Origin of the sequence: Pseudarthrobacter sp. IC2-21, from assembly GCF_034048115.1 — a bacterium.
GTDB classification, from domain to species: domain Bacteria; phylum Actinomycetota; class Actinomycetes; order Actinomycetales; family Micrococcaceae; genus Arthrobacter; species Arthrobacter naphthalenicus.
Map to the genome: position 1 here is coordinate 1,607,869 of NZ_CP139145.1, position 21,970 is coordinate 1,629,838.

Below are 21,970 nucleotides of genomic sequence, written 5' to 3' on the forward strand. Positions count from 1 at the left end.
CATGGCACGGCTTGACCAGGCCCTGGTGGCCCGCGGCCTGGCGAGGTCGCGGACCCACGCCGCTGCACTGATAGCCGAAGGCAAAGTGAGCTCCGCCGGGCTGGTTCTGTCCAAGGCCTCCCTCCAGGTCCCTGAGGACAGGGACCTGGCCGTTGAGCATACCGACGAGGACAACTATGTCAGCCGGGCCGGCCACAAGCTCGCCGGAGCGTTGGACGCCTTCCCGGAGGTCATCGTTGACGGCAAACGGTGCCTGGACGCCGGCGCATCCACCGGCGGCTTCACCGAGGTGCTCCTTCGGCGCGGTGCGGCGCATGTGGTGGCGGTCGACGTCGGGCATGGCCAGCTGGTGCCCCAACTACGCGAGGATCCCCGCGTCGCCGTGCACGAAGGCATGAACGTGCGCTACATGACGCCGGCGGATATCGGCGGCGAGGCCGAACTTACCGTGGCCGATCTCTCCTTCATCTCGCTGACCCTGGTGACCCACCCGCTGGCCGTGTGCACACGGCCCGGCGGTGACCTGGTGCTCATGGTGAAGCCGCAGTTCGAGATCGGCAAGGACCGGCTGGGCCGCACCGGGGTGGTGACCTCGGAACGCGAACGCCGGATGGCGGTCGAAAAAGTCGCCAATGCAGCGCTCGACGCCGGACTGGACTTGTGCGGCCTGGCGGCGAGCCCCTTGCCGGGTCAGGACGGAAACGTCGAATACTTCCTGTGGATAAAGCGGAGGATGGCGCGGGACCTGCCTAAGATCGAAGAGCGCCAGGCGGCCGTTGATGGCCTGCTTGGACGAATCTGGCCGAACCACTAGAAAGCGGAACCTGATGACCAGGCGAGTACTTGTCCTTGCCCATACCGGCCGCGAGGAATCCCTGAAGGCTGCCTGGGAAGCCTGTGCCCAGCTCCACGACTCAGGAATCACCCCGGTCATGCAGGAATCCGAACTGGCGGACATGGAACGGTTCTTTGGCCACCTCACCCAGCCGGTGGAGATCCTTCATGACCATGTGCGGCTGCCCGACGTAGAGCTCGTGATGGTCCTGGGAGGTGACGGCACCATACTGCGCGCCGCGGAACTGGTCCGAGAAGTCGATGTTCCGCTGCTGGGCGTCAACCTGGGCCACGTAGGGTTCCTGGCCGAGAGTGAGCGCGCGGACCTGGCCCAGACCGTGGAATGGATTGCCCGCCGCGACTACACGGTGGAAGAGCGCATGACCATCGACGTGCAGGTCTGGGTGCGCGGCCAAAAGATCTGGCACACGTGGGCGCTCAACGAGGCCGCGATCGAAAAGGGCAACCGCGAACGCATGCTGGAGCTGGTCACCGAAGTGGACGAACGCCCCCTGTCAGCCTTTGGCTGCGACGGCGTGGTCCTGGCCACGCCCACCGGCTCCACCGCGTACGCCTTTTCAGCCGGCGGCCCCGTGGTCTGGCCGGAGGTGGAGGCCCTGCTGATCGTTCCCATCAGCGCCCACGCTCTCTTCGCCAAGCCGCTGGTCGTATCACCGCGGTCGCGGCTGGCAGTGGAAGTGCTCACCCGCACCGGCGCCGAGGGCGTGCTCTGGTGCGACGGCCGCCGTTCGGTGGACCTCCCGCCCGGCGCGCGCGTGGAAGTGACGAAGTCACCCACCCCCGTCCGTCTCGCCCGGACACACCAGACGCCGTTTTCCGCCCGGCTGGTGCGCAAGTTCGAGTTGCCCATCCACGGCTGGCGCGGGCCGGTTCCCCAGTCGGATGCCATTCACACCGGCCCCATCCCGGTGGTGCGGACCCCCTCTCCGATGCCGCCGCTCCAGGTGAGCTCCAAGGACCAGCCAGAAGACGAATCCGATCCCGCGAACGCAAAGTGAACCATGCTTGAAGAACTGAGAATCCGCGATCTGGGCGTCATCACCGACGCCACCCTGCCCCTGGGCCCAGGCCTGAGCGTCGTCACCGGCGAAACCGGTGCCGGCAAGACGATGGTGGTCACCGCCGTCGGACTCCTGCTGGGGGCCCGATCCGACGCCGGTGCGGTGCGCAGCGGCGCGAAGAGCGCCACCGCGGAAGCCGTGCTGAAGCTCGACGCCACGCACCCGGCGATTGCCCGGGCAGTGGACGCCGGCGCCGACGTCGAAGAGTTCGACGGCGGCGCGGAACTTATCCTTGCCCGGCGCCTTGGCGCGGACGGGCGCAGCCGTGCCTTCCTGGGCGGCCGCGCCGCGCCGGTGGGCGTGCTCGCCGAGATCGGCGAGACACTCGTGGTGGTGCACGGCCAGTCGGACCAGATCAGGCTGAAGGGGGCCGTGGCCCAGCGCGGTGCCTTGGACAAGTTCGCCGGCGAGGCACTGGCGGGTCCGCTGGGCGCCTACCAGTCCCTGTACGGCCACTGGAAGGCCAGCCAGACGGAGCTGGAGACCCTCCGCAACGCAGCCCGTGACAGGCTCCGTGAGGCCGAGTCGTTGGAGATCGCGCTGGCCGAGATTGACGAGGTGGACCCGCAGCCGGGGGAGGACGAATCCCTGAAGGCGGAGGCCGTGAAACTGGCCAACGTGGAGGAGCTCAGGATCGCGGCCAACACCGCGCACCAGGCCCTCATCGCAGAGGACTACGGTGACGAGGGCGATGCCACCACCCTCGTGGACGCTGCGAAGCGAACCCTCGAAAACGTAGCTGAACACGACGCGGAGCTCGGTGCTGCCGCCGCACGCCTGGCGGAAGTGGGTTTCCTGCTCAACGACATCGCCACGGAACTGGCCAGTTACCAGGCGGGCCTGGACTCGGAGGGCCCCGAACGGCTCGCCGAGATCGAGGACCGCAGGGCAGCACTGGCCAAACTGGTCCGGAAGTACGCTCCCAGCATCGACGAAGTCCTTGTCTGGGCGGAAAACGCCCGGGTCCGTTTCGACGAATTGCAGGACGATTCCACCCGGATCGAGGCGCTGGACGCCGAAGTCATCAAGGCGGAGGCTGAGCTGCAGAAGCAGGCCGCCGCGCTCAGCAAGATCCGGGCCAAGGCAGCCAAGGACCTCTCGGCCCGCGTGAGCGCGGAGCTCAAGGCGCTGGCCATGGCGGACGCCACCCTGCTGATCACTCTCGAACCTGCCGGACAGCTGAGCCCGCACGGCGCCGATGAGATCTCGTTCCTGCTGCAGCCGCATTCCGGGGCTCCGGCGCGGCCGCTGGGGAAGGGCGCCTCCGGGGGTGAGCTGTCCCGTGTGATGCTTGCCATCGAAGTGGTGCTGGCAGCTGTGGACCCGGTCCCCACCTTTGTGTTCGACGAAGTGGACGCCGGCGTCGGCGGGCGGGCCGCCGTCGAGATCGGACGCCGGCTGGCCATGCTCGCCCGGCACGTGCAGGTGCTGGTGGTCACACACCTGCCGCAGGTGGCGGCCTTCGCCGACCAGCACATCACCGTCACCAAAACGTCGGTCAGGGGAGCCGACGGCGGCACCGCCACCGGGTTCACGTCCAGTGATGTGCGACTCCTCAACGCCGCTGAACGGGTCAGGGAACTGGCCCGCATGCTCGCGGGCCAGGAGGACTCCGAATCGGCGCAGGCACACGCCCAGGAGCTCCTGGACGACGCAAAACTACTGCCGCAGCGGGCCTGACCCGCGGCCAACCCTTGATCGGAGGGGGTCCGGCCGTGCACACTGGATCATTTGGGGAACCAGTTCCTGATCCGGGAGAGGCTCAATTGATGATAGGCTCGAATTCCGTGGTGCAGCGATCAAATTCCCGTGTAAATTCCCGGTTCCCGGGCTCGTCCAAGACGACCAAACACATCTTCGTAACCGGTGGTGTGGCGTCCTCGCTCGGTAAGGGACTGACGGCTTCGAGCCTCGGTCACCTCCTGCGGGCACGCGGCTTGTCTGTAACTATGCAGAAGCTCGATCCCTATCTGAACGTGGATCCGGGCACGATGAACCCTTTCCAGCACGGTGAAGTCTTCGTCACGGACGACGGCGCCGAAACCGACCTGGACATTGGCCACTACGAGCGGTTCCTGGACGAAAACCTGGAAGGGTCCGCCAACGTCACCACCGGGCAGGTGTACTCCACCGTCATCGCCAAGGAACGCCGCGGCGAGTACCTCGGTGACACCGTCCAGGTCATTCCGCACATTACCGATGAGATCAAGCGCCGCATGCGCCTGCCTGCAGAGGGCAAGAACGCGCCGGACGTGATCATCACCGAAATCGGCGGCACCGTGGGCGACATCGAGTCGCAGCCGTTCCTCGAGTCCGCCCGCCAGGTCCGCCAGGACGTCGGCCGCGGCAATGTCTTCTTCGTCCACGTCTCCCTGGTTCCCTACATCGGGCCGTCGCAGGAACTGAAGACCAAGCCCACTCAGCACTCCGTGGCCGCCCTGCGTTCCATCGGTATCCAGCCCGAAGCAATCGTGATCCGTTCGGACCGCGAGATTCCCGAGGCGATGCGGGCCAAGATCGGCCGCATGTGCGATGTTGACCTTGAGGCCGTCATCGGCTGCCCCGATGCCCCCAGCATCTACGACATCCCCAAGACCCTGCACACCCAGGGCCTGGACTCCTACATCGTCCGCGCCCTGGACCTGCCCTTCAAGGACGTTGACTGGACCAGCTGGGACAAGCTGCTCGAAGCCGTCCACAACCCCAAGCGCCACGTCGAGATCGCCCTGGTGGGCAAGTACATCGACCTCCCGGACGCCTACCTGTCCGTGACCGAAGCCCTCCGGGCGGGCGGCTTCGCCAATGACACCAAGGTCAAGATCCGCTGGGTGCCCTCGGACGAATGCGAAACCCACGAGGGCGCAGTGGCGTCCCTCGACGGCGTGGATGCCATCTGCGTACCCGGCGGCTTCGGAATCCGCGGGCTCGAAGGAAAGCTGGGCGCCCTCAAATACGCCCGCGAATCCAAGCTGCCCGTCCTGGGCCTCTGCCTCGGCCTGCAGTGCATGGTGATCGAATACGCACGCAACGTGGTGGGCCTTGAGGGCGCATCCTCCAGCGAATTCGAACCCGACTCCAAATACCCCGTCATCGCCACCATGGAAGAACAGCTGGACATCGTGGAAGGCAAGGGCGATCTTGGCGGCACCATGCGCCTTGGCCTGTACGAGGCCAAGCTCGATGAAGGCTCCGTCATCGCGGAAACCTACGGCAAGACCACAGTCAGCGAACGCCACCGGCACCGCTATGAGGTCAACAACAAGTACCGCGAGCAAATTGCCGCCGAGGGGCTGGTCTTCTCCGGCACGTCACCGGACGGCAAGCTCGTGGAATATGTTGAGCTGCCCCGCGAGGTCCACCCGTACTACGTGGCAACCCAGGCCCACCCGGAGCTGAGCTCGCGCCCCACCAGGCCCCACCCGCTCTTCATTGGCCTGATCAAAGCCGCGCTGGACCACCAGAACGCGCAGAACCAGGACACTGAGCAGGCACCGGCAGCCGAGCCGGCACATACGGTTGCCGCACAATAGAACCGAATAAGTAAAGGACGGCGCGATGCCCGGTACACCTGAGACGACCCCGGCTGCAAAGCAGGTTTCGGATGCACCGAGCCCGCGCCGTCTTTTGTCCACGGAGAAGGTCTACGAAGGCCGGATCTGGGACGTTGTGAGCGACAGCTTCCAGCTAAGCGAGGCCGGCGAGGCGCTGACCCGTGACTACATTGACCATCCGGGCGCTGTGGCGGTCCTGCCGATGAACGAGGCAGGTGAGGTCCTGCTCATCCGGCAGTACCGCCACCCCGTCGGCATGGACCTCTGGGAAATCCCGGCCGGACTCCTGGACGTGGAAGGCGAGGATTTTGTGGTGGGCGCTGCCCGCGAGCTGGCCGAGGAAGCAGACCTCGCCGCCGCCACGTGGAATGTCCTGGCCGACTTTTTCAACTCACCGGGATCATCCAGCGAGGCCATCAGGATCTACCTCGCCCGCGATCTTACCGACGTGCCGCACCATGAGCGCCACGAGCGGACGGATGAGGAAGCCGAAATCGAGTACCACTGGATCGCCCTGGACGACGCCGTTGCGGGCGTCCTGGCGGGACGGCTGCACAACCCGTCCGCCGTCGTCGGAATCCTCGCCGCGGCCGCGGCGCGCGCCGACGGTTATGCCGGGCTGCGTCCCGGGGACGCGCCCTGGCCGGCGCACCCAAGCCAGCGCTGATGACGGCCGTCCCTTCAGCAGTGGAGGCCGCAGCCCCCGAAAGCGCGGCCCCGGCCGCCCCTCCCCAGAGCCCAATCGACCGCGCCGTGCGGGCCTATCTCCAGCACATGGGCGTCGAACGGGGCCTGGCAGCGAACACGCTCTCCGCCTACCGTCGCGATCTGGCGCGGTACTCCCGATACCTGGCGGCACAGGGATGCCTGGCCCCGGACCAGATCACGCGCCACCATGTGACGGGTTTCGTGCTGGCCCTCAACGACGGTTCCGACGGCGGCACGGCCCTGGGCATCCGCTCCGCAGCCCGCACGATTGTGGCTGTCCGCGGCCTGCACAAGTTCTGGGCGCTCGAAGGCCTGACGACGACGGATCCCGCCAGCGACGTGCACCCGCCCATGCCGGGGAAAAGGCTGCCCAAGGCCATCAGCGTGGACGAAGTCACCCGCATCCTCGAAGCTGCCGGCACCGACACCGCCACCGGCCTTCGTGACCGCGCCCTGCTGGAGTTCCTCTACTCCACCGGGGCCAGGATCAGCGAGGCCGTGGGCCTGGACGTGGACGACATCTCCCTGCAGGAAGCGGAGGAAGGGCCGGCGGTGGTCCGGCTGTTCGGCAAGGGGTCCAAGGAACGGCTGGTGCCGCTCGGCTCCTACGGCGCCCGGGCCGTGGCCGCGTACCTGGTGCGGGGCCGCCCGCTACTGGCGGCGAAAGGCAAGGGCACCCCGGCGCTGTTCCTGAACGCCAGGGGCGGCAGGCTCAGCCGGCAGAGCGCCTGGACCATCCTGAAGGCGGCCGCGGATCGCGCCAACATCACCAAGGACGTTTCGCCGCACACGCTGCGGCATTCCTTTGCCACCCACCTGCTCGAGGGTGGGGCGGATGTCCGCGTGGTGCAGGAACTGCTGGGCCACGCCTCCGTCACCACCACGCAGGTCTACACCCTGGTGACTGCGGATACCCTCCGCGAAATCTATGCCGCCGCCCATCCGAGGGCGCTGGGCTGAGATGACGTACACCGCTGTCACGCTGTGCTTTCTTACCCGGGAGGTCGCCGGAACACCCCAGGTCCTGCTGGGGACCAAGAAGACCGGCTTTGGCATGGGCAAGATCGTTGGGCTGGGCGGCCACGTGGAGCCGGGGGAGACCGATGAGGAGGCAGCCTGCCGCGAGGTGCAGGAGGAAGCCGGCGTCGTGGTCCTGGAGACGGATCTCCGCGACGCCGGTGTGGTGGTTTTCGATTTCCCGGCCCGGCCGGAGTGGAACATGAGCACACGCTTGTTCGTGGCCGAGCGCTGGGACGGTGAGCCGACGGAAAGCGTCGAGATCGCGCCGGAGTGGTTCGACGTCGGGTCCTTGCCGGTTGAACGGATGTGGCAGGACGCGGCCCACTGGCTACCCATGGCGCTGGACGGGTTCCTGCTGCGCCTGACGGTGGTCCTGAACGATGACAATGAGACCGTCCGCGAAGTGCTGGACTACTCCACCCGCTGACGCCAGGACATACGACGGCGGGCCGGCCACCTTCCTGAGGTGACCGGCCCGCCGTCGTCCATTCCTGAATGTCCTACGGTACGTGCCGTTCTTCCGGCCCGTTGTATTCGCTCAGCGGCCGGATCAGTGAGTTTGAGGCAGCCTGTTCCATGATGTGCGCGGTCCAGCCGGTGATCCGGCTGGCCACGAACAGCGGGGTGAACGTCGGGGTGTCGAAGCCCATCAGGTGATAGGTGGGACCTGCCGGGTAGTCGAGGTTCGGCTTGATGGCCTTGGCCTCGTCCATGGCCTGCTCAAGCCCGTTGTACAGTCCCAGCAGCTCCGGCCGGCCGTAGTGGGCGATCATCTTGTCCAGTGCGGCCTTCATGGTGGGAACGCGGGAATCGCCATGCTTGTAGACGCGGTGGCCGAAGCCCATGACCTTCTTCTTCTTCGCCAGTGCGTCCTCCATCCAGGCCTTCGCCCGGGCGGCAGCGTCCTCCAGTGATTCCTCGGGCCGGATGCCGATCTCATCGAAGGTGTGCATCACGGCTTCATTGGCGCCGCCGTGCAAGGGCCCCTTGAGGGCGCCGATGGCAGCCGTGACCGCAGAATGAAGGTCAGCAAGGGTTGAGGTGACCACCCGAGCGGTGAAGGTGGAAGCGTTGAACGAGTGCTCGGCGTACAGGATCATCGAGACGTTGAAGGCCTCAATGACCTCGTCCACGGGGTCTTCGCCGAAGGCCATCCACAGGAAGTTCGCTGAGTAGCCCAGCTCCTCCCGCGGTTCCACCACGTCCTGGCCGCGCCGGCGGCGTTGATCGTAAGCGACCACCGCGGGCATGGCGGCGAACAGGTCCACGGCCTTGGCCATGTTGGCCTCGGGCGAGGAATCCTCGGCGAGCTCATGCCTGGCGCCCAGGACGGAGGCCGCCGTCCGGCACACATCCATGGGGTGCGCGGTGGTGGGCAGGGCATCAATAACCTGCTTCAGCACCGGATCCAGGGCGCGGCCGGCGCGCTCGCGGGCGGAGAAGGCGGACAGTTCCTCGGGGGTGGGCAGCTCGCCGTTCCAGAGCAGGTAGGCCACCTCCTCGAAACTGCACTTTGCGGCCAGCTCCTGGACGGGGTAGCCGCGGTACAACAGCGAGTTGGTATCGGGGTTGACCTTGGAGACCGCGGTGTAGTCCACCACGACGCCGGCCAGGCCCTTCTTAATATCTTCAGCAGCCATGTTGAACTCCTTCGTTCTTTCGGGTTTCCCGGGCCCTAGCGGACGCCGGGAATCTGGAAGTTGAAAACGCCGGTATCGAATCGGTTGTAGGCCTCGTAGTCAACGAGGTCATAGAGACGCGCACGGGTGAGCATGTTCTCCACCTGTGCTTCCTGGGATCCTGTTGCCTTAATCGATTCCAGCGTACGCTCTGCAGCGCCCATGGCAATGCGCAGGAGCGTGACCGGGTAGATCACCATGTTCACGCCCACCGACTGCAGCTGGTCCACAGTGAACAGATCGCTCTTGCCGAACTCGGTCATGTTGGCCAGGACGGGTACGTCCACGGCATCACGGATGGCCTGGAACTCGGACAGGTCCTTCATGGCCTCCGGGAATATGGCGTCGGCGCCGGCGTCCACCAGGGCGCGGGCCCGCTCCTGGGCGGCTTCGATCCCTTCGACCGCCCGGATGTCGGTCCGGGCCATAATGAGGAAATTCGGGTCCCGGCGCGCGTCCGCCGCCGCCCGGATCCGCTTGGTGGCCGTGTCCAGGTCCACCACGTTCTTGCCGTCCAGGTGGCCGCAACGCTTCGGGTTGAACTGGTCCTCGATGTGGCAGCCGGCCAGGCCGGCGTTTTCGAGTTCCTGGATGCTGCGGGCCACGTTCATGGGCTCGCCGAACCCGGTGTCCGCGTCCACCAGGCAGGGCAGATCAGTCATGCGGGCGATCTGCCCTGCCCGGGTGGCAACCTCCGTCAGGGTGGTCAGGCCGATGTCCGGCAGGCCAAGGTCGTTGGCCAGCACTGCACCGGAGATGTAGACGCCGGCGAAGCCCTTTTCCTCGATCAGCCGTGCCGAGAGGGGACTGAATGCGCCGGGGAACTGCACGATGGTGCCGGAGGCGAGCATCTCGCGCAGTGCGACGCGCTTCTGCTCCGGTGTTGTTTTGGAGTACAGCATGGGTTCTCCCTGTCAGAGGTTGGAAGGGGTTGCCTAGAAGAGGCCGGCGGGGGCGTCGCTGAGGTTGATCACGCCGGGGGCGGCAGTGATGTTCAACTGGTCCAGTTCGCCGGCGCCCAGGTTCGGCAGGTTCTCGGCGGCGGCGAGGAAACGTTCGATTTCCTCCTCGGTCACGAGGCCGGCAGCCAGGGTGCGGAACTTGTTGATGTACTGCTGGCGGGCGAACGGCCTGGCGCCGAGCGGGTGGGCGTCGGCCACGGCGATCTCATCAGTGATGACAGTGCCGTTGTTGAGGGTGATTTCCACTGATCCGCCGAAGGCCTTCTCCGCGATGTCCAGCGAGTGGTAGCGGCGGGTCCATTCCGGGTCTTCCTCGGTGGTGACCTTGTGCCACAGCTCCACGGTGTCCGGCCGGCCGGCACGTTCCGGGGCGTAGGAGTCAACGTGGTGCCACGCGCCGTCCTGCAGGGCGACCGTGAAGATGTACGGGATGGAATGGTCCAGGGTTTCGCGGCTGGCCGTGGGGCTGTACTTCTGGGGGTCGTTGGCGCCGGAACCGATCACGTAGTGCGTATGGTGGCTGGTCTTGATGAGGACCGACTTCACGTTGGCGGGGTCCGTGGCCTCCGGGTGCTCCTTGTGCAGTTTGCGGGCCAGGTCGATCCAGGCCTGGGCCTGGTACTCGGCGGAGTGTTCCTTGGTGTACGTGTCCATGATGGCCCGTTTTGCCTCGCCGGCCTCGGGCAGCGGGACCTCGTAGGAGGCGTCCGGGCCGTCCAGCATCCAGGCAATGACACCGTCTTCGCCTTCGTAGATCGGGACGGGGGACGTCTGGCCGCGCATGGCACGGTCCACGGCTTCAACGGCCATCTTGCCGGCGAACGCGGGAGCGTGCGCCTTCCAGGTGGAAATTTCGCCCTTCCGCGACTGGCGGGTGGCAGTGGTGGTGTGGAGGGCCTGGCCGACCGACTGGAAGATGGTTTCAACATCAAGGTCCAGGAGGGTGCCGATGCCGGCAGCTGCGGAGGGACCGAGGTGGGCCACATGGTCGATCTTGTGCTTGTGCAGGCAGATGGCCTTGACCAGGTTGACCTGGATTTCGTAGCCGGTGGTGATGCCGCGGATCAGGTCCTTGCCGCTGGCCCCCACGTGCTGCGCCACGGCGAGGATCGGCGGGATATTGTCGCCGGGGTGCGAGTATTCGGCCGCCAGGAAGGTGTCGTGGTAGTCGAGCTCACGTACGGCCACGCCGTTGGCCCAGGCCGCCCATTCGGTGGAGACCCTGTCGGTGATGCCGAAGACACCCGACCCCTTGCCGTTGGTGGTGGGTGCGTGGGTCAGCGCCTGGGCACGGGCGGCGACGATGGGCCCGCGGTTCAGGGAAGCGATGGCGACGGACGCGTTGTCGATGACCCGGTTGATGACCATCTCGGTGACCTCGGGGGTGACCTCGACGGGGTCGGCGGCGACCTCAGCGATCTTGTGCGCCAGCTGGTCTTTTCGGGCGAGGTTCTCTTCGCTCTTGTAGACCCGGACGTGGTTGAGCTTAACCATGATGCTCCTCATTCGGTGAGTGGGTTGCTTTAACGTGGGAAAGGCTGCGGTGCAGATGCACGGTGGTGGCGGCTTCGGCGAGTTTGGCGTTGCCGGCGGCGATGGCCTCGGCAATTGCGGCGTGTTCGGCCGCTGCTGCGTTCAGGCGCGCGGCGTCGTCGGCTGCCAGCCGGCGGACCCGGACCAGGTGGACCCGAAGACTGCGCATCGCCTGGGCGAGATAGGAATTGGAGATCGCGGCATCGATTGCCTCATCGAGGCGCCCCACCAGGGCGTAATATTCGTGCCGGGCGGGATCATCCTGGCTGATGAGTTCGGGGGCGCGCAGAAGATCGGCGTGAAGCTGTGCGAACACGGCTCGCTCGCCGCGTTCGGCGGCCAGTGCGGCGGCCTTGCCCTCGAGGGTCGCGCGGAGCTCGAACATCTCATCGATGTCCTCCAGGGAGATATCGGTGACGACGACGCCGCGGCCGCCTGCCGCCGTCGTGAGCCCCTCCGCGTTGAGCCTGCTGAGCGCCTCCCGGACGGGGGTGCGGGACACGCCGAGGCGTTCGGACTGTTCCACTTCGGCGAGGACGGTGCCCGGCGCGAGGCGCCACTCGATAATGTCCTCGCGCAGTGCCGCATAGGCTTTGTCGCTGGCTCGCAACGTTCCTCCCGTCATGTCGTGGATGTCCTCCAGTGTATACACGAAATCCGTTCGGCGCCTAGCTTTCGCTTATCTGCCGGGTGAATGAGGCATCAATGTATACAGAACCCTTGTGTTGCCTCGAGTCTGCGCATAGCATGAAGGGCAAATGTCAGCGTGGACGGGAGCTCATCATGGCCGGTAGGAATTATCAGGAAACGTATTCGCGGAGCCTGGAAAAGCGCGACGACTTCTGGCTTGAGGCTTCCCGGGCGGTGTCGTGGACCAAGGAACCCGCTGTGGCGTTGGATGACTCGGCGGCGCCCCTGTACCGCTGGTTTCCCGACGGCGTGCTTAACACCTCCTACAACGCCCTGGACCGGCATGTCGAGGCAGGCCGCGGAGACCAGGACGCCCTCATCTATGACTCGGCGATGCTGGGAATCAAACGCAGCTTCACCTACGCCGAACTGACTGCACTGGTGGCACGGTTTGCCGGGGTGTTGCGCTCGCAGGGCGTGGGCAAGGGAGACCGGGTGGTCATCTACATGCCCATGATCCCGGAAGCGGCCATTGCCATGCTGGCGACCGCCCGGCTGGGGGCGGTGCATTCTGTGGTGTTCGGCGGTTTCGCGCCCAAAGAGCTGGCGGCGCGGATCGATGACGCCAAGCCCTCTGTCATCGTCACCGCCACGGGCGGCATGGAGCCCAGCCGGCGGGTGGAGTATCTGCCTGCCGTCGCCGAAGCCCTCGCCCTGAGCACCGCCGGCCCGCTGCCGGTCATCGTCAAGGGCCGGGAAGGATTCGCAGCCGCGCTCTCAGACTTCCCGGGGTGGCTGGACTGGGACCAGGCCATGGAAGATGCCGTTCCGGCGGCGCCCGTGGACGTGGCCGCCACGGATCCGCTCTACATTCTGTACACCTCCGGCACCACGGGCGCACCCAAGGGCGTCGTGCGGGACAACGGCGGCCACGCCGTCGCCCTTTCCTGGACCATGGCCAACATCTACGACATCGGGCCCGGCGAGGTGATGTGGACGGCGTCGGATGCCGGCTGGGTGGTGGGCCACTCCTACATCGTCTACGGACCGCTCCTGGCAGGTGCCACCACGGTCCTGTACGAGGGCAAGCCGGTGGGCACCCCCGACGCCGGGGCGTTCTGGCGCGTCATCGAGGACCACAAGGTCAATGTACTGTTCACGGCGCCGACCGCCCTCCGGGCGATCCGCAAGGCCGATCCCCACGCCGCGGAGCTGGCCCGTTACGACATCTCCAGCCTCCGCACGCTGTTTGCAGCCGGAGAACGTCTCGATACCGAAACCTACCGCTGGGCCGGCGAGGTCCTGGGCGTCCCCGTGGTGGACCACTGGTGGCAGACCGAAACCGGCTGGGCCATTTGCGCCAATCCGCGCGGCCTGGAGGACCTTCCCTTCAAACCCGGCTCACCCACCGTCCCCATGCCCGGCTATGCCCTCAGCATCGTGGACAGCTCCGGCGAGCCCGTGGAGCCGGGGGAGGAGGGGAATATTGTCCTGGGTCTGCCGCTGCCCCCCGGCACCCTGACCACACTCTGGCAAAACGATGACCGCTACGTGTCCTCCTATCTTGCGGCCTTCGAGGGCACCTACGTGACGGGCGACAGCGGATACCGGGACGCCGACGGCTATGTCTTTGTGATGGGCCGCACCGATGACATCATCAACGTGGCCGGTCACCGGCTGTCCACCGGCGCCATTGAGCAGGTCATTTCCAGCCACCCGGCGGTGGCGGAGTGTGCCGTGATCGGGGTGGCGGATCCACTCAAGGGGCAGCGCGCCTCCGCGTATGTGGTCCTCAAAGCCGGGGCGGAAACCGACGAAGCCGAACTGGCCCGCGAGCTGGTTGCCCTGGTGCGGAAGAACATAGGGCCTGTGGCCGATTTTAAGCACGCCACCGTGGTTCATGCCCTGCCCAAGACCCGGTCGGGCAAGATCCTCCGCAAGACCATGCGGCAAATTGCCGACGGCGACCCGTACGTTGTGCCCTCCACGATTGAGGACCCGGAAGTCATCGGACAGCTGGTGGGGGTGCTGCGGCCGGACGGGGCAGCCTAGGACCGGTTCCAGCCGTATTCGTTCTCCGGGCGCCCCGGGGTGCCGTAGCGGGGGGCCCGGGTGGCCGCGCCGGCGTCGGCAAGGTATTCGAGGTAGCGGCGGGCGGTCACCCGCGACATCCCTAGCGCCGCCATCACCTCCGTGGCCGAAACAGCGCTCGGCTGCTGCTTCAGGTACTCCTTAACGGAGTCGAGGGTGGAGCCGGAGAGGCCTTTCGGCAACGGCAGTTCCGACGGCGCCCGGAGGCTTGCGAACGCCTGATCCACATCGCTTTGGGACGCCCCCGCCCTGCCCGCCCCTGCCGCCGGCGAAGCCAGTTGCTGCCGGAAGAGCCGGTAGCTGCCCAGCTTGTCCGCAAACGTGGCGTAGGTGAAGGGCTTGATCAGGTACTGGACCACCCCGATGGCAACCGCGCTCCGGACAATCGCCACCTCGCGCACCGCCGTAATCGCAATAATGTCCGCCAGGATGCCGGCGGCCCGCATTCGCCGCGCAATGTCCAGGCCGTGCAGGTCCGGGAGGTTCATGTCCAGGAGGACGAGTTCCACGGGTTGGCCTGCGGCCGCGAGTTCCGTGAGGAGCCGGAGCGCGGACTGTCCGTCCGGTGCGGTGCCGGCCAGCGAGAAACCCGGGATCCGGCCCACATAGGCCGCATGGGCGGCAGACGCCACCGGTTCGTCCTCAACCACGAGGACGCGGATATCACTCACAGGACCTGCTCCTTTTTATCGGTTCCGGCGGCCAGGGCCGGCAGGAACACATGGAAGCGCGCGCCGTGTGTGCCTGTGATGGTCATGCTACCGTCCAGACGCTGGACGGCCTGCCGGACCAGGGCCAGGCCGATGCCTCGTCCAAAGGGACCCGCCGCCTTGGTACTGAAGCCCTGCCGGAAGATGTCCTCCACAGCGGCCGGGTCCACGCCGGGGCCCGAATCCTCGACCATGATGTCCAGTCCCTCGGCGTCCGACTCAACCGTCAGCTGCACCCACTTCGGTGCCTCGCCATCGGCCGCGGCGTCGATGGCGTTGTCCAGGAGATTCCCCAGGATGGTGACCAGGTCCTGGACCGCAAGGCCGGTGACGGATGCAGAGCCTTCGGCCGCGAGCGTCAGCTTGACGCCGCGCTCGTTCGCTTCGGCAGCCTTGCCCATGATCAGGGCGCTGAGGACGGGTTCGTCCACGGAGTTCACCATCTCGTCCGTGAGCTGCTGGCTCAGTTCAAGGTCCTTCGTGGCGAACTCGAGGGCCTCCCGGGTACGGCCCAGTTCCAGCAGGGACACCATGGTGTGCAGCCGGTTGGCGTGCTCGTGGGTCTGGGCGCGCAGGGCATCGGAGAGAGTGCGCATGGTCTCGAGTTCACTGCCCAGGGATTCGATCTCCGTCCGGTCGCGGATGGTGGCAACGGTCCCGAAGACGGCCGGGCGGCGGATACCGGGGGAGACGGGCTCCACGGCAGGGCCCTGGTTCACCACCACAATCCGCGGACCCGTCAGGTGGATCTCATCGTGGGCGGGGCGGCCCGATTCGAAGAGGGCCTTCAGGCTCGGTGCCAGCGGGAGGTCCGCCAGCAGCGGCGGCCGCGAAGGGTCCTCGTCCGAGCCGCAGGGCTCCAGGCCCAGCAGGTCCGCTGCCTGGTCGTTGTACATCACCACCCTGCCTTTGGTGTCGATGAGTATGAGTCCTTCGCGGACGGAATGAAGCACCGATTCGTAATAGGCAAACAGCTGCGCCAACTGCTCGGGGCCCCAGCCTCGGGTGACACGGCGCAGGTACCGGCCCAGCAGCCAGGACGCCAGTGACCCGCCTATCAGCAGTGCGGCGCCGAGGGCCAGCAACGCCGGCAACCGGCCGGACAAGGCAACATCGACTGTCCGGACCGTGACGCCGGCGGCCACCAGGGCCCTGACCTTCCCGGCCGCGTCCTTGACCGGGACCACCGTCCGCACTGACGGCCCGAGGGTTCCGGCGGTGACTTCGGTAAAGACTTCACCGCGGAGCGGAGCGTCGATCGAGCCGATGTAGGGCCTGCCGAGTTCCTCGTTCCGGGGATGGGTCCAGCGTGTCCTGTCGGGGGCCATGATGGTGACGAAATCCGTTCCGGAACCAGCCATGACGTCCAGCGCGTACGGCTGCAGCAGCGCGGACGGATCCGGTGTGTCGGCCGCCTGCAGGACCAGGGGATTGGCGGCAACAGCGGCGGCCACCCCCGTCATCCGCCGGCCGGCTTCCTCATAGCTGCGGTCCCGGGCATCAACGTAAGTGGCAGTACCGACGATCGCGATGAAGGCAAGCACGATGAGCAGGTTGGCAACAAACAGCCTGCGGGCGATACTCCAGCGGTGGATCATCAAGCACCTCCCATGACCAATATGAACGCAACGGTGAGCTAAGTCACGGCGTGCCCAATGATGGATATCACACCAGACTGACGCGATGTGCCCAGAGAATGCGCCGCAGCGTCTACCAGAATATCCATGCAAGGAGACACATCATGGCTTCTCAACGAGGAGAGTCAGCGGCGCCTGCGAAGGCCGCCCGCAAGGGCCTCGACAAATCCCACTACCTTTACATGGCCGTCATCGCAGCCGTCATCCTGGGCGCACTCGTCGGCCTGATCTTCCCTGAGGTCGGCAAATCGCTGAAGCCGCTGGGCGACGGCTTCATCAAGCTCATCAAGATGATGATTGCGCCCATCATCTTCTGCACCATCGTCCTGGGCATCGGTTCCATCGCCAAGGCAGCCACGGTAGGCAAAGTCGGAGGCCTGGCGCTGGGGTACTTCCTGCTCATGTCCACGTTTGCGCTCGCCATTGGCCTGGTTGTCGGCAACCTCATCCACCCGGGTGAGGGACTCAACCTGACCCCTTACGACCCCAATAAGAAGGCCGCCACGGACAGTACCGTGGACTTCCTGCTGGGTATCATCCCCGGGGACATTCCGGTCCTCCCCACCCTCCTCGCGGCAATCCTGGTCGGCTTTGCCCTCCAGAAGATGGGCCCGCAGGGTGCCCCCATCCTGAAGGCCATCGGGCACGGACAGGCTCTTGTCTTCCGCATCCTGATCATGATCATGTGGCTCGCCCCGGTGGGTGCCTTCGGCGCCATCGCCGCCGTCGTCGGGGCCACGGGCTTCCAGGCAATCATCAGCATGTTCACGCTGATGGTGGCGTTCTACATCACCTGCGCGCTCTTCATCGTGGTCATCCTCGGCGGAATCCTGCAGGTTGTTGCAGGTGTCAACATCTTCAAGCTGATGAAGTACCTGGCCCGCGAGTACCTGCTGATCTTCTCCACGTCTTCCTCCGAGGCTGCCCTGCCGCGCCTCATCGCCAAGATGGAACACCTGGGCGTTTCCAAGCCGGTTGTCGGTGTCACCGTCCCCACGGGCTACTCCTTCAACCTGGACGGCACCGCCATCTACCTGACCATGGCGTCGCTGTTCGTGGCCAACGCCATGGGCATGCCAATGGACCTCGGAGCGCAGGTTTCCCTGCTGGTCTTCATGATCATTGCCTCCAAGGGCGCCGCAGGCGTGACCGGTGCCGGCCTGGCCACCCTGGCGGCCGGCCTCCAGGCGCACGCACCCCAGCTGCTCGGCGGCGTCGGCATGATCGTCGGCATCGACCGGTTCATGTCCGAGGCCCGCGCCCTGACCAACTTCACCGGCAACGCGGTGGCCACCGTCCTGATCGGCACGTGGGTCAAGGAGATCGACGGCGAGCAGGTCACCAAGGTGCTCTCCGGCGAACTTCCCTTCGACGAACAGACCATGATGGCGGGTCACGGCGACCGGATGGGCTCGTCTTCCGTCACCCCCGAGGTAGCGGCGCACGCCTAAGAGCCGGCTCTTCCGCTTCCAAACACCGACCGCCCCTGCAGCCTTGCTGCCGGGGCGGTTTGTGCGTCCCGGACCTTAACCTTCGACCTCTAGTAGAGGGTCAAGGCTCAGAATCCACACAAAGTCAAGTTCCCTCGAATACCGTGTCGGGACCTGTAGCCTAGGTGAAAAGCAGGATCGGCGCTGGGTCACCAGCGGCAGGAAAATCACCGTCATCGAAAGTGTGGATAGATACGTGAGCAGCGAACAGGGTTCGGCAACTCTGGAAGGCACGGAACTCGATCTGGAAGACGCCGTGATGGGTCCCACCGGGCGGCCCCACCGCGAATTCCCGGAACCCGCACCGCTGTCCTCCCACGGTCCCGCGCGCGTGATCGCCATGGTCAACCAAAAGGGCGGGGTGGGCAAAACCACGTCCACCATCAATTTGGCTGCGGCCCTCGCCGAGTACGGCCGCAGGGTTCTGCTGGTGGACTTTGACCCCCAGGGCGCGTTGTCCGCCGGCCTGGGCATCAACCCGCATGAACTGGACCTGACCGTCTACAACGTCCTGATGGACCGCAAAGTGGACATCCGCGACGCCATTCATCAGACCGGCGTTGAAAACGTCGATCTGCTGCCGGCCAACATCGATCTGTCCGCCGCCGAAGTGCAGCTAGTCAACGAGGTGGCCCGTGAGCAGGTCCTGGACCGGGCCCTGAAGAAGGTGGAAGACGACTACGACGTCGTGCTGATTGACTGCCAGCCGTCCCTCGGATTGCTGACCGTTAACGCGCTCACTGCTGCGCACGGCGTCATCATCCCGCTGATCTGCGAATTCTTCGCCCTCCGCGCCGTTGCCCTGCTCGTGGAAACCATCGACAAAGTCCAGGACCGGCTCAACCCCCGGCTGCAGGTGGATGGCGTCCTCGCCACTATGTACGACGCCCGCACCCTGCACAGCCGAGAAGTCATCAGCCGCCTGGTGGAAGCTTTCGGTGACAAGGTCTTCGAGACCGTCATCAAGCGTTCCATTAAGTTTGCCGACGCCACGGTCGCGGCTGAACCGATCACCACCTACGCGGGGAACCACATCGGGGCGGACGCCTACCGCCGGCTGGCCAAGGAACTGATTTCCCGCGGCGGCGCACCCTAGCCAGACCGTGGCGGAGTCCAAGCCCGGCTTTGAGGTACGGCTGGCGAATTTCACCGGTCCATTCGACCTTCTGTTGGGCCTCATTGCCAAGCATCAGCTGGACATTACCGAGGTGGCCATCGCCACCGTCACTGACGAGTTCATTAAGTACATCAGGAAGCTCCAGAAACTCGGTGAGGAATGGGCGCTGGACGAAGCCAGCGAGTTCCTTGTCATCGCAGCCACGCTCCTGGACCTCAAGGCGGCGCGGCTGCTGCCGGCCGGTGAAGTGGAGGACGACGAGGACATCGCCAGGCTGGAAGCCCGTGACCTCCTGTTCGCCCGTCTCCTGCAGTACAAGGCGTTCAAGCAGGTGGCCGCGCTGATGGCGGACAGCCTGGAACAGGAGGCCCAGCGGTTCCCGCGGCAAGTTGCCCTGGAAGAGCACTTCGCCGCGATGCTCCCGGAGCTGGTGTGGAAACACACGCCGCAGCAGTTCGCGCGGCTGGCTGAAGTGGCCCTGCAGCCGAAGGCGCCCAAGCCCACTGAGGTGGGCCTGGCCCACCTTCACGGCAGCGCCGTCAGTGTCAAGGAGCAGGCGGAGATCCTGGGCCTGCGGCTTCAGCCGGGAAAGCCCCTTTCCTTCCGGGCGCTGATTGCCGACGCCGAATCCACCCTGGTGGTGGTGGCCCGTTTCCTGGCATTGCTGGAAATGTTCCGGGACAGGGCGGTCTCCTTTGACCAGCTCTCTCCGCTGGGTGACCTCACGGTGCACTGGACAGCGGCCGGCACGGACTGGTCAACCGAAAACCTGAGCGAAGAATTTGAGGAGCAATTGTGACTGCGGAGTTTTCGGCTGCCGGGGCGGCGCCTGCCGCGGACGACGACGGGCACGCAGTTCCGGACGTCCACTCACTTCCGGGCGGTCCCAAGGCTGCACTTGAAGCAGTGCTCATGGTCCTGGATCAGCCCGCCACCTCCACCGACCTCGCAGCAGGCCTTAACTTGACGGTGGCTTCCGTTGAGCAGTTGCTCGTGGAACTGCAGCGCGAGTATAGCGGCTATACTGTTAAAGCCCCGGACATGGATGACGCCAGCGTTGCTGGCTTCAGCGCCAGCCCCCGGGGTTTTGAATTGCGGAGCATCGCCGGTGGCTGGCGGATCTACTCCCGCGCAGACTTTGCCGACATTGTGGGCCGTTTTGTGCTGGAGGGTCAGACGGCCAGGCTGACGCAGGCGGCACTGGAAACCCTTGCCGTCATCGCGTATCGCCAGCCTGTCTCCAGAGCCAGGGTATCCGCAATTCGGGGAGTCAATGTCGATTCTGTCGTACGGACATTGACCCAGCGCGGGCTGATCGAAGATGCAGGAAACGATCCTGAATCGGGAGCCATCCTCTACCGGACTACATCGTATTTCCTGGAACGGATGGGCATCGGCTCCGTGGCGGAACTGCCGCAACTCTCACCCCATCTTCCGGGGCTCGAGGGGATCGCGGATTTCTACGACGCCGACAGAATGTAGGCGGGGTATCCCGCCTGCACACAAGAGTATTCATAAGGGCAGATAAATTCTGCATGGCTGGCTAGGGTTGTTCTTGGACAACTTGCCGGTCAACATATCGAAGGACGGGTCATGACACAGGCGGGACGCCAGGGTTCACCACGTAACGGTTCTGGACGGAACAGTTCAGAACGCAATGCCGGACAAGGCGGCGCCAGCCGCAGTACGCCGGCTAGCCGCAGTACGCCGGCCAGCCGCAGTACGCCGCGCAATCCGGCGCAGGGCGGCACGGGCCGCAACCCTGCCGCAGGCCGCAATCCTGCTCAGGGCGGCAGCGGCCGCCCCGCCGCGGCGGGTGGGGGCTTCCGCGCAGGTGCCGGCAAGCGCACTGCCGGCTTCGGCGGCGGCGACCGGCCCTACAAGGCGCCGAAGCCGCGCGAGGAGCCTTTTGTTGATCCCGGAGATGCCCCGGCTTCTCCGGCAGGGCGCGGGGACTCCGACTGGAAGCCCGCCGCAGCCCCGGCCCGGAAGCCTGCTGCCCGGAAACCGGGAGCCAAAAAAGCGCCGGGCACGCCCGGGGCCCTCAAGCCCAAGCCACGTGCCGGCAAGCCCGGGGCAGCTGCTTCGCGCGCATTCGGCAGCGAACGGTTCGGCCAGAACCTTGGCCCCGTGCGCAAGCCCTCCCGCAAGCGCGGACCCCGTGGACCGGTTCCGCAGTCTGAAATGCACGACGCCGACGGGATCCGCCTGCAGAAGGTCATGGCCCAGGCGGGTGTGGCGTCGCGCCGCGTCTGTGAGGAAATGATCGCCGAGGGCCGCGTTGAAGTGGATGGCCAGGTCGTCACCGAGCTGGGTGTCCGGGTGGACCCCAAAACGGCTGTCATCCACGTGGACGGACTGCGGATCCAGCTGGACGAGAACCTTGTTTACATGGTGTTCAACAAGCCCAAGGGCGTCGTCTCCACCATGGAGGACCCGGACGGGCGGCCGTGCATCAGCGATTTTGTGCGGAAGACCCACCAGGGCGAACGCCTGTTCCATGTGGGCCGGCTGGACGTTGCCACGGAAGGCCTGCTGCTGCTCACGAACGACGGCGAGCTGGCCAACCGCCTGACCCACCCCTCCTATGAGGTGCCCAAGACCTACCTGGTGCAGGTCCGCGGACCGTTCCCGCAGGGAATTGGCGCCCAGCTGAAGGAAGGCGTGGAGCTTGAGGACGGCTTCGCTTCCGTGGACTCCTTCAGGCTGGTGGATTCCACTCCGGGCCACGTGCTGATCGAAGTTGTGCTGCACTCCGGCAAGAACCGCATTGTCCGGCGTTTGTTTGACGCTGTGGGCTTCCCGGTCCTGCGCCTGGTGCGCGTCAAGGTGGGCCCCATTGGCCTGGGTGACCAGCGCCAGGGCAGCATCCGCAACCTTGGCAAGCAGGAAGTCGGCCACCTGCTGGCATCCGTAGGGCTCTGAC

19 protein-coding genes are annotated in these 21,970 nt (G+C 65.9%); 13 read left to right on the forward strand and 6 right to left on the reverse strand.

Annotation, left to right across the window (positions count from 1 at the left end):
* The first annotated feature begins 1 nt into the window (after position 1).
* The 7 genes from SBP01_RS07345 (at position 2) to SBP01_RS07375 (ending at position 7,622) form a co-directional block, all read left to right on the forward strand.
* Entirely contained in the window at positions 2-814 is an 813-nt protein-coding gene (locus SBP01_RS07345; protein WP_320537977.1) for a TlyA family RNA methyltransferase, read from the forward strand.
* Between the two features lie 13 nt (positions 815-827).
* Positions 828-1,853 carry an NAD kinase gene (locus tag SBP01_RS07350; RefSeq protein WP_275213485.1) on the forward strand — a complete coding sequence of 342 codons (1,026 nt, stop codon included), beginning with the start codon at positions 828-830 and terminating at the stop codon, positions 1,851-1,853.
* Positions 1,854-1,856: 3 nt separating this feature from the next.
* Positions 1,857-3,596: a DNA repair protein RecN gene (gene recN, locus SBP01_RS07355; RefSeq protein WP_320537978.1), complete on the forward strand. Its 1,740-nt coding sequence runs from the start codon at positions 1,857-1,859 to the stop codon at positions 3,594-3,596.
* Positions 3,597-3,685: 89 nt separating this feature from the next.
* The gene (locus SBP01_RS07360) at positions 3,686-5,446 is read left to right on the forward strand and encodes a CTP synthase (protein WP_320537979.1); all 1,761 of its coding nucleotides are present in this window, start codon (positions 3,686-3,688) and stop codon (positions 5,444-5,446) included.
* A 25-nt stretch (positions 5,447-5,471) separates the two neighbouring features.
* Positions 5,472-6,134 carry an NUDIX hydrolase gene (locus SBP01_RS07365; protein ID WP_320537980.1) on the forward strand — a complete coding sequence of 221 codons (663 nt, stop codon included), beginning with the start codon at positions 5,472-5,474 and terminating at the stop codon, positions 6,132-6,134.
* The gene (gene xerD, locus SBP01_RS07370; RefSeq protein WP_320537981.1) at positions 6,134-7,135 is read left to right on the forward strand and encodes a site-specific tyrosine recombinase XerD; all 1,002 of its coding nucleotides are present in this window, start codon (positions 6,134-6,136) and stop codon (positions 7,133-7,135) included. Before SBP01_RS07365 ends, xerD begins: the two co-directional genes overlap by 1 nt.
* Position 7,136: 1 nt before the next feature.
* Positions 7,137-7,622, forward strand: coding sequence for an 8-oxo-dGTP diphosphatase (locus tag SBP01_RS07375; protein WP_320537982.1), 486 nt, complete (start codon positions 7,137-7,139; stop codon positions 7,620-7,622).
* A 73-nt stretch (positions 7,623-7,695) separates the two neighbouring features.
* Here the strand turns inward: SBP01_RS07375 and SBP01_RS07380 are convergent, their stop codons facing one another.
* From SBP01_RS07380 to SBP01_RS07395, 4 genes are read right to left on the reverse strand one after another with little or no spacing between them, the layout of a single operon-like run.
* Positions 7,696-8,835: a bifunctional 2-methylcitrate synthase/citrate synthase gene (locus SBP01_RS07380; RefSeq protein ID WP_320537983.1), complete on the reverse strand. Its 1,140-nt coding sequence runs from the start codon at positions 8,833-8,835 to the stop codon at positions 7,696-7,698.
* 35 nt (positions 8,836-8,870) lie between these two features.
* Positions 8,871-9,776, reverse strand: coding sequence for a methylisocitrate lyase (prpB, locus tag SBP01_RS07385; protein ID WP_320537984.1), 906 nt, complete (start codon positions 9,774-9,776; stop codon positions 8,871-8,873).
* A gap of 33 nt (positions 9,777-9,809) precedes the next feature.
* Complete coding sequence (locus SBP01_RS07390) at positions 9,810-11,330, reverse strand: MmgE/PrpD family protein (RefSeq protein ID WP_320537985.1); 1,521 nt, start codon at positions 11,328-11,330, stop codon at positions 9,810-9,812.
* Positions 11,323-11,979 carry a GntR family transcriptional regulator gene (locus SBP01_RS07395; RefSeq protein ID WP_275213724.1) on the reverse strand — a complete coding sequence of 219 codons (657 nt, stop codon included), beginning with the start codon at positions 11,977-11,979 and terminating at the stop codon, positions 11,323-11,325. Before SBP01_RS07395 ends, SBP01_RS07390 begins: the two co-directional genes overlap by 8 nt.
* Before the next feature lie 173 nt (positions 11,980-12,152).
* Between SBP01_RS07395 and SBP01_RS07400 the strand changes: the two genes are divergently transcribed.
* Positions 12,153-14,051 (forward strand): propionyl-CoA synthetase, encoded by a 1,899-nt coding sequence (locus tag SBP01_RS07400; RefSeq protein WP_320537986.1) that lies wholly within the window; start codon positions 12,153-12,155, stop codon positions 14,049-14,051.
* Here the strand turns inward: SBP01_RS07400 and SBP01_RS07405 are convergent.
* Both SBP01_RS07405 and SBP01_RS07410 read right to left on the reverse strand, forming a co-directional pair.
* Positions 14,048-14,761, reverse strand: a complete 714-nt coding sequence (locus tag SBP01_RS07405; protein ID WP_275213503.1) for a response regulator — start codon at positions 14,759-14,761, stop codon at positions 14,048-14,050. The two genes, SBP01_RS07400 and SBP01_RS07405, sit on opposite strands and share 4 nt — an antisense overlap.
* Positions 14,758-16,398, reverse strand: coding sequence for a sensor histidine kinase (locus SBP01_RS07410; RefSeq protein ID WP_320537987.1), 1,641 nt, complete (start codon positions 16,396-16,398; stop codon positions 14,758-14,760). The genes SBP01_RS07405 and SBP01_RS07410 overlap by 4 nt, the downstream gene beginning before the upstream one ends.
* Before the next feature lie 143 nt (positions 16,399-16,541).
* Between SBP01_RS07410 and SBP01_RS07415 the strand changes: the two genes are divergently transcribed.
* From SBP01_RS07415 to SBP01_RS07435, 5 genes are all read left to right on the forward strand, one after another.
* The gene (locus SBP01_RS07415; protein WP_275213506.1) at positions 16,542-17,888 is read left to right on the forward strand and encodes a cation:dicarboxylate symporter family transporter; all 1,347 of its coding nucleotides are present in this window, start codon (positions 16,542-16,544) and stop codon (positions 17,886-17,888) included.
* A gap of 235 nt (positions 17,889-18,123) precedes the next feature.
* Complete coding sequence (locus tag SBP01_RS07420) at positions 18,124-19,023, forward strand: ParA family protein (protein WP_275213508.1); 900 nt, start codon at positions 18,124-18,126, stop codon at positions 19,021-19,023.
* A gap of 7 nt (positions 19,024-19,030) precedes the next feature.
* Complete coding sequence (locus SBP01_RS07425; RefSeq protein WP_320537988.1) at positions 19,031-19,843, forward strand: ScpA family protein; 813 nt, start codon at positions 19,031-19,033, stop codon at positions 19,841-19,843.
* Positions 19,844-19,956: 113 nt separating this feature from the next.
* On the forward strand, positions 19,957-20,526 hold the full coding sequence (scpB, locus tag SBP01_RS07430; protein ID WP_320538302.1) for an SMC-Scp complex subunit ScpB: 570 nt from the start codon (positions 19,957-19,959) through the stop codon (positions 20,524-20,526).
* Positions 20,527-20,637: 111 nt separating this feature from the next.
* A complete protein-coding gene (locus SBP01_RS07435; RefSeq protein WP_320537989.1) occupies positions 20,638-21,969 on the forward strand; it encodes a pseudouridine synthase in 1,332 nt (443 codons plus the stop codon).
* The last annotated feature ends 1 nt before the right edge of the window (position 21,970 follow it).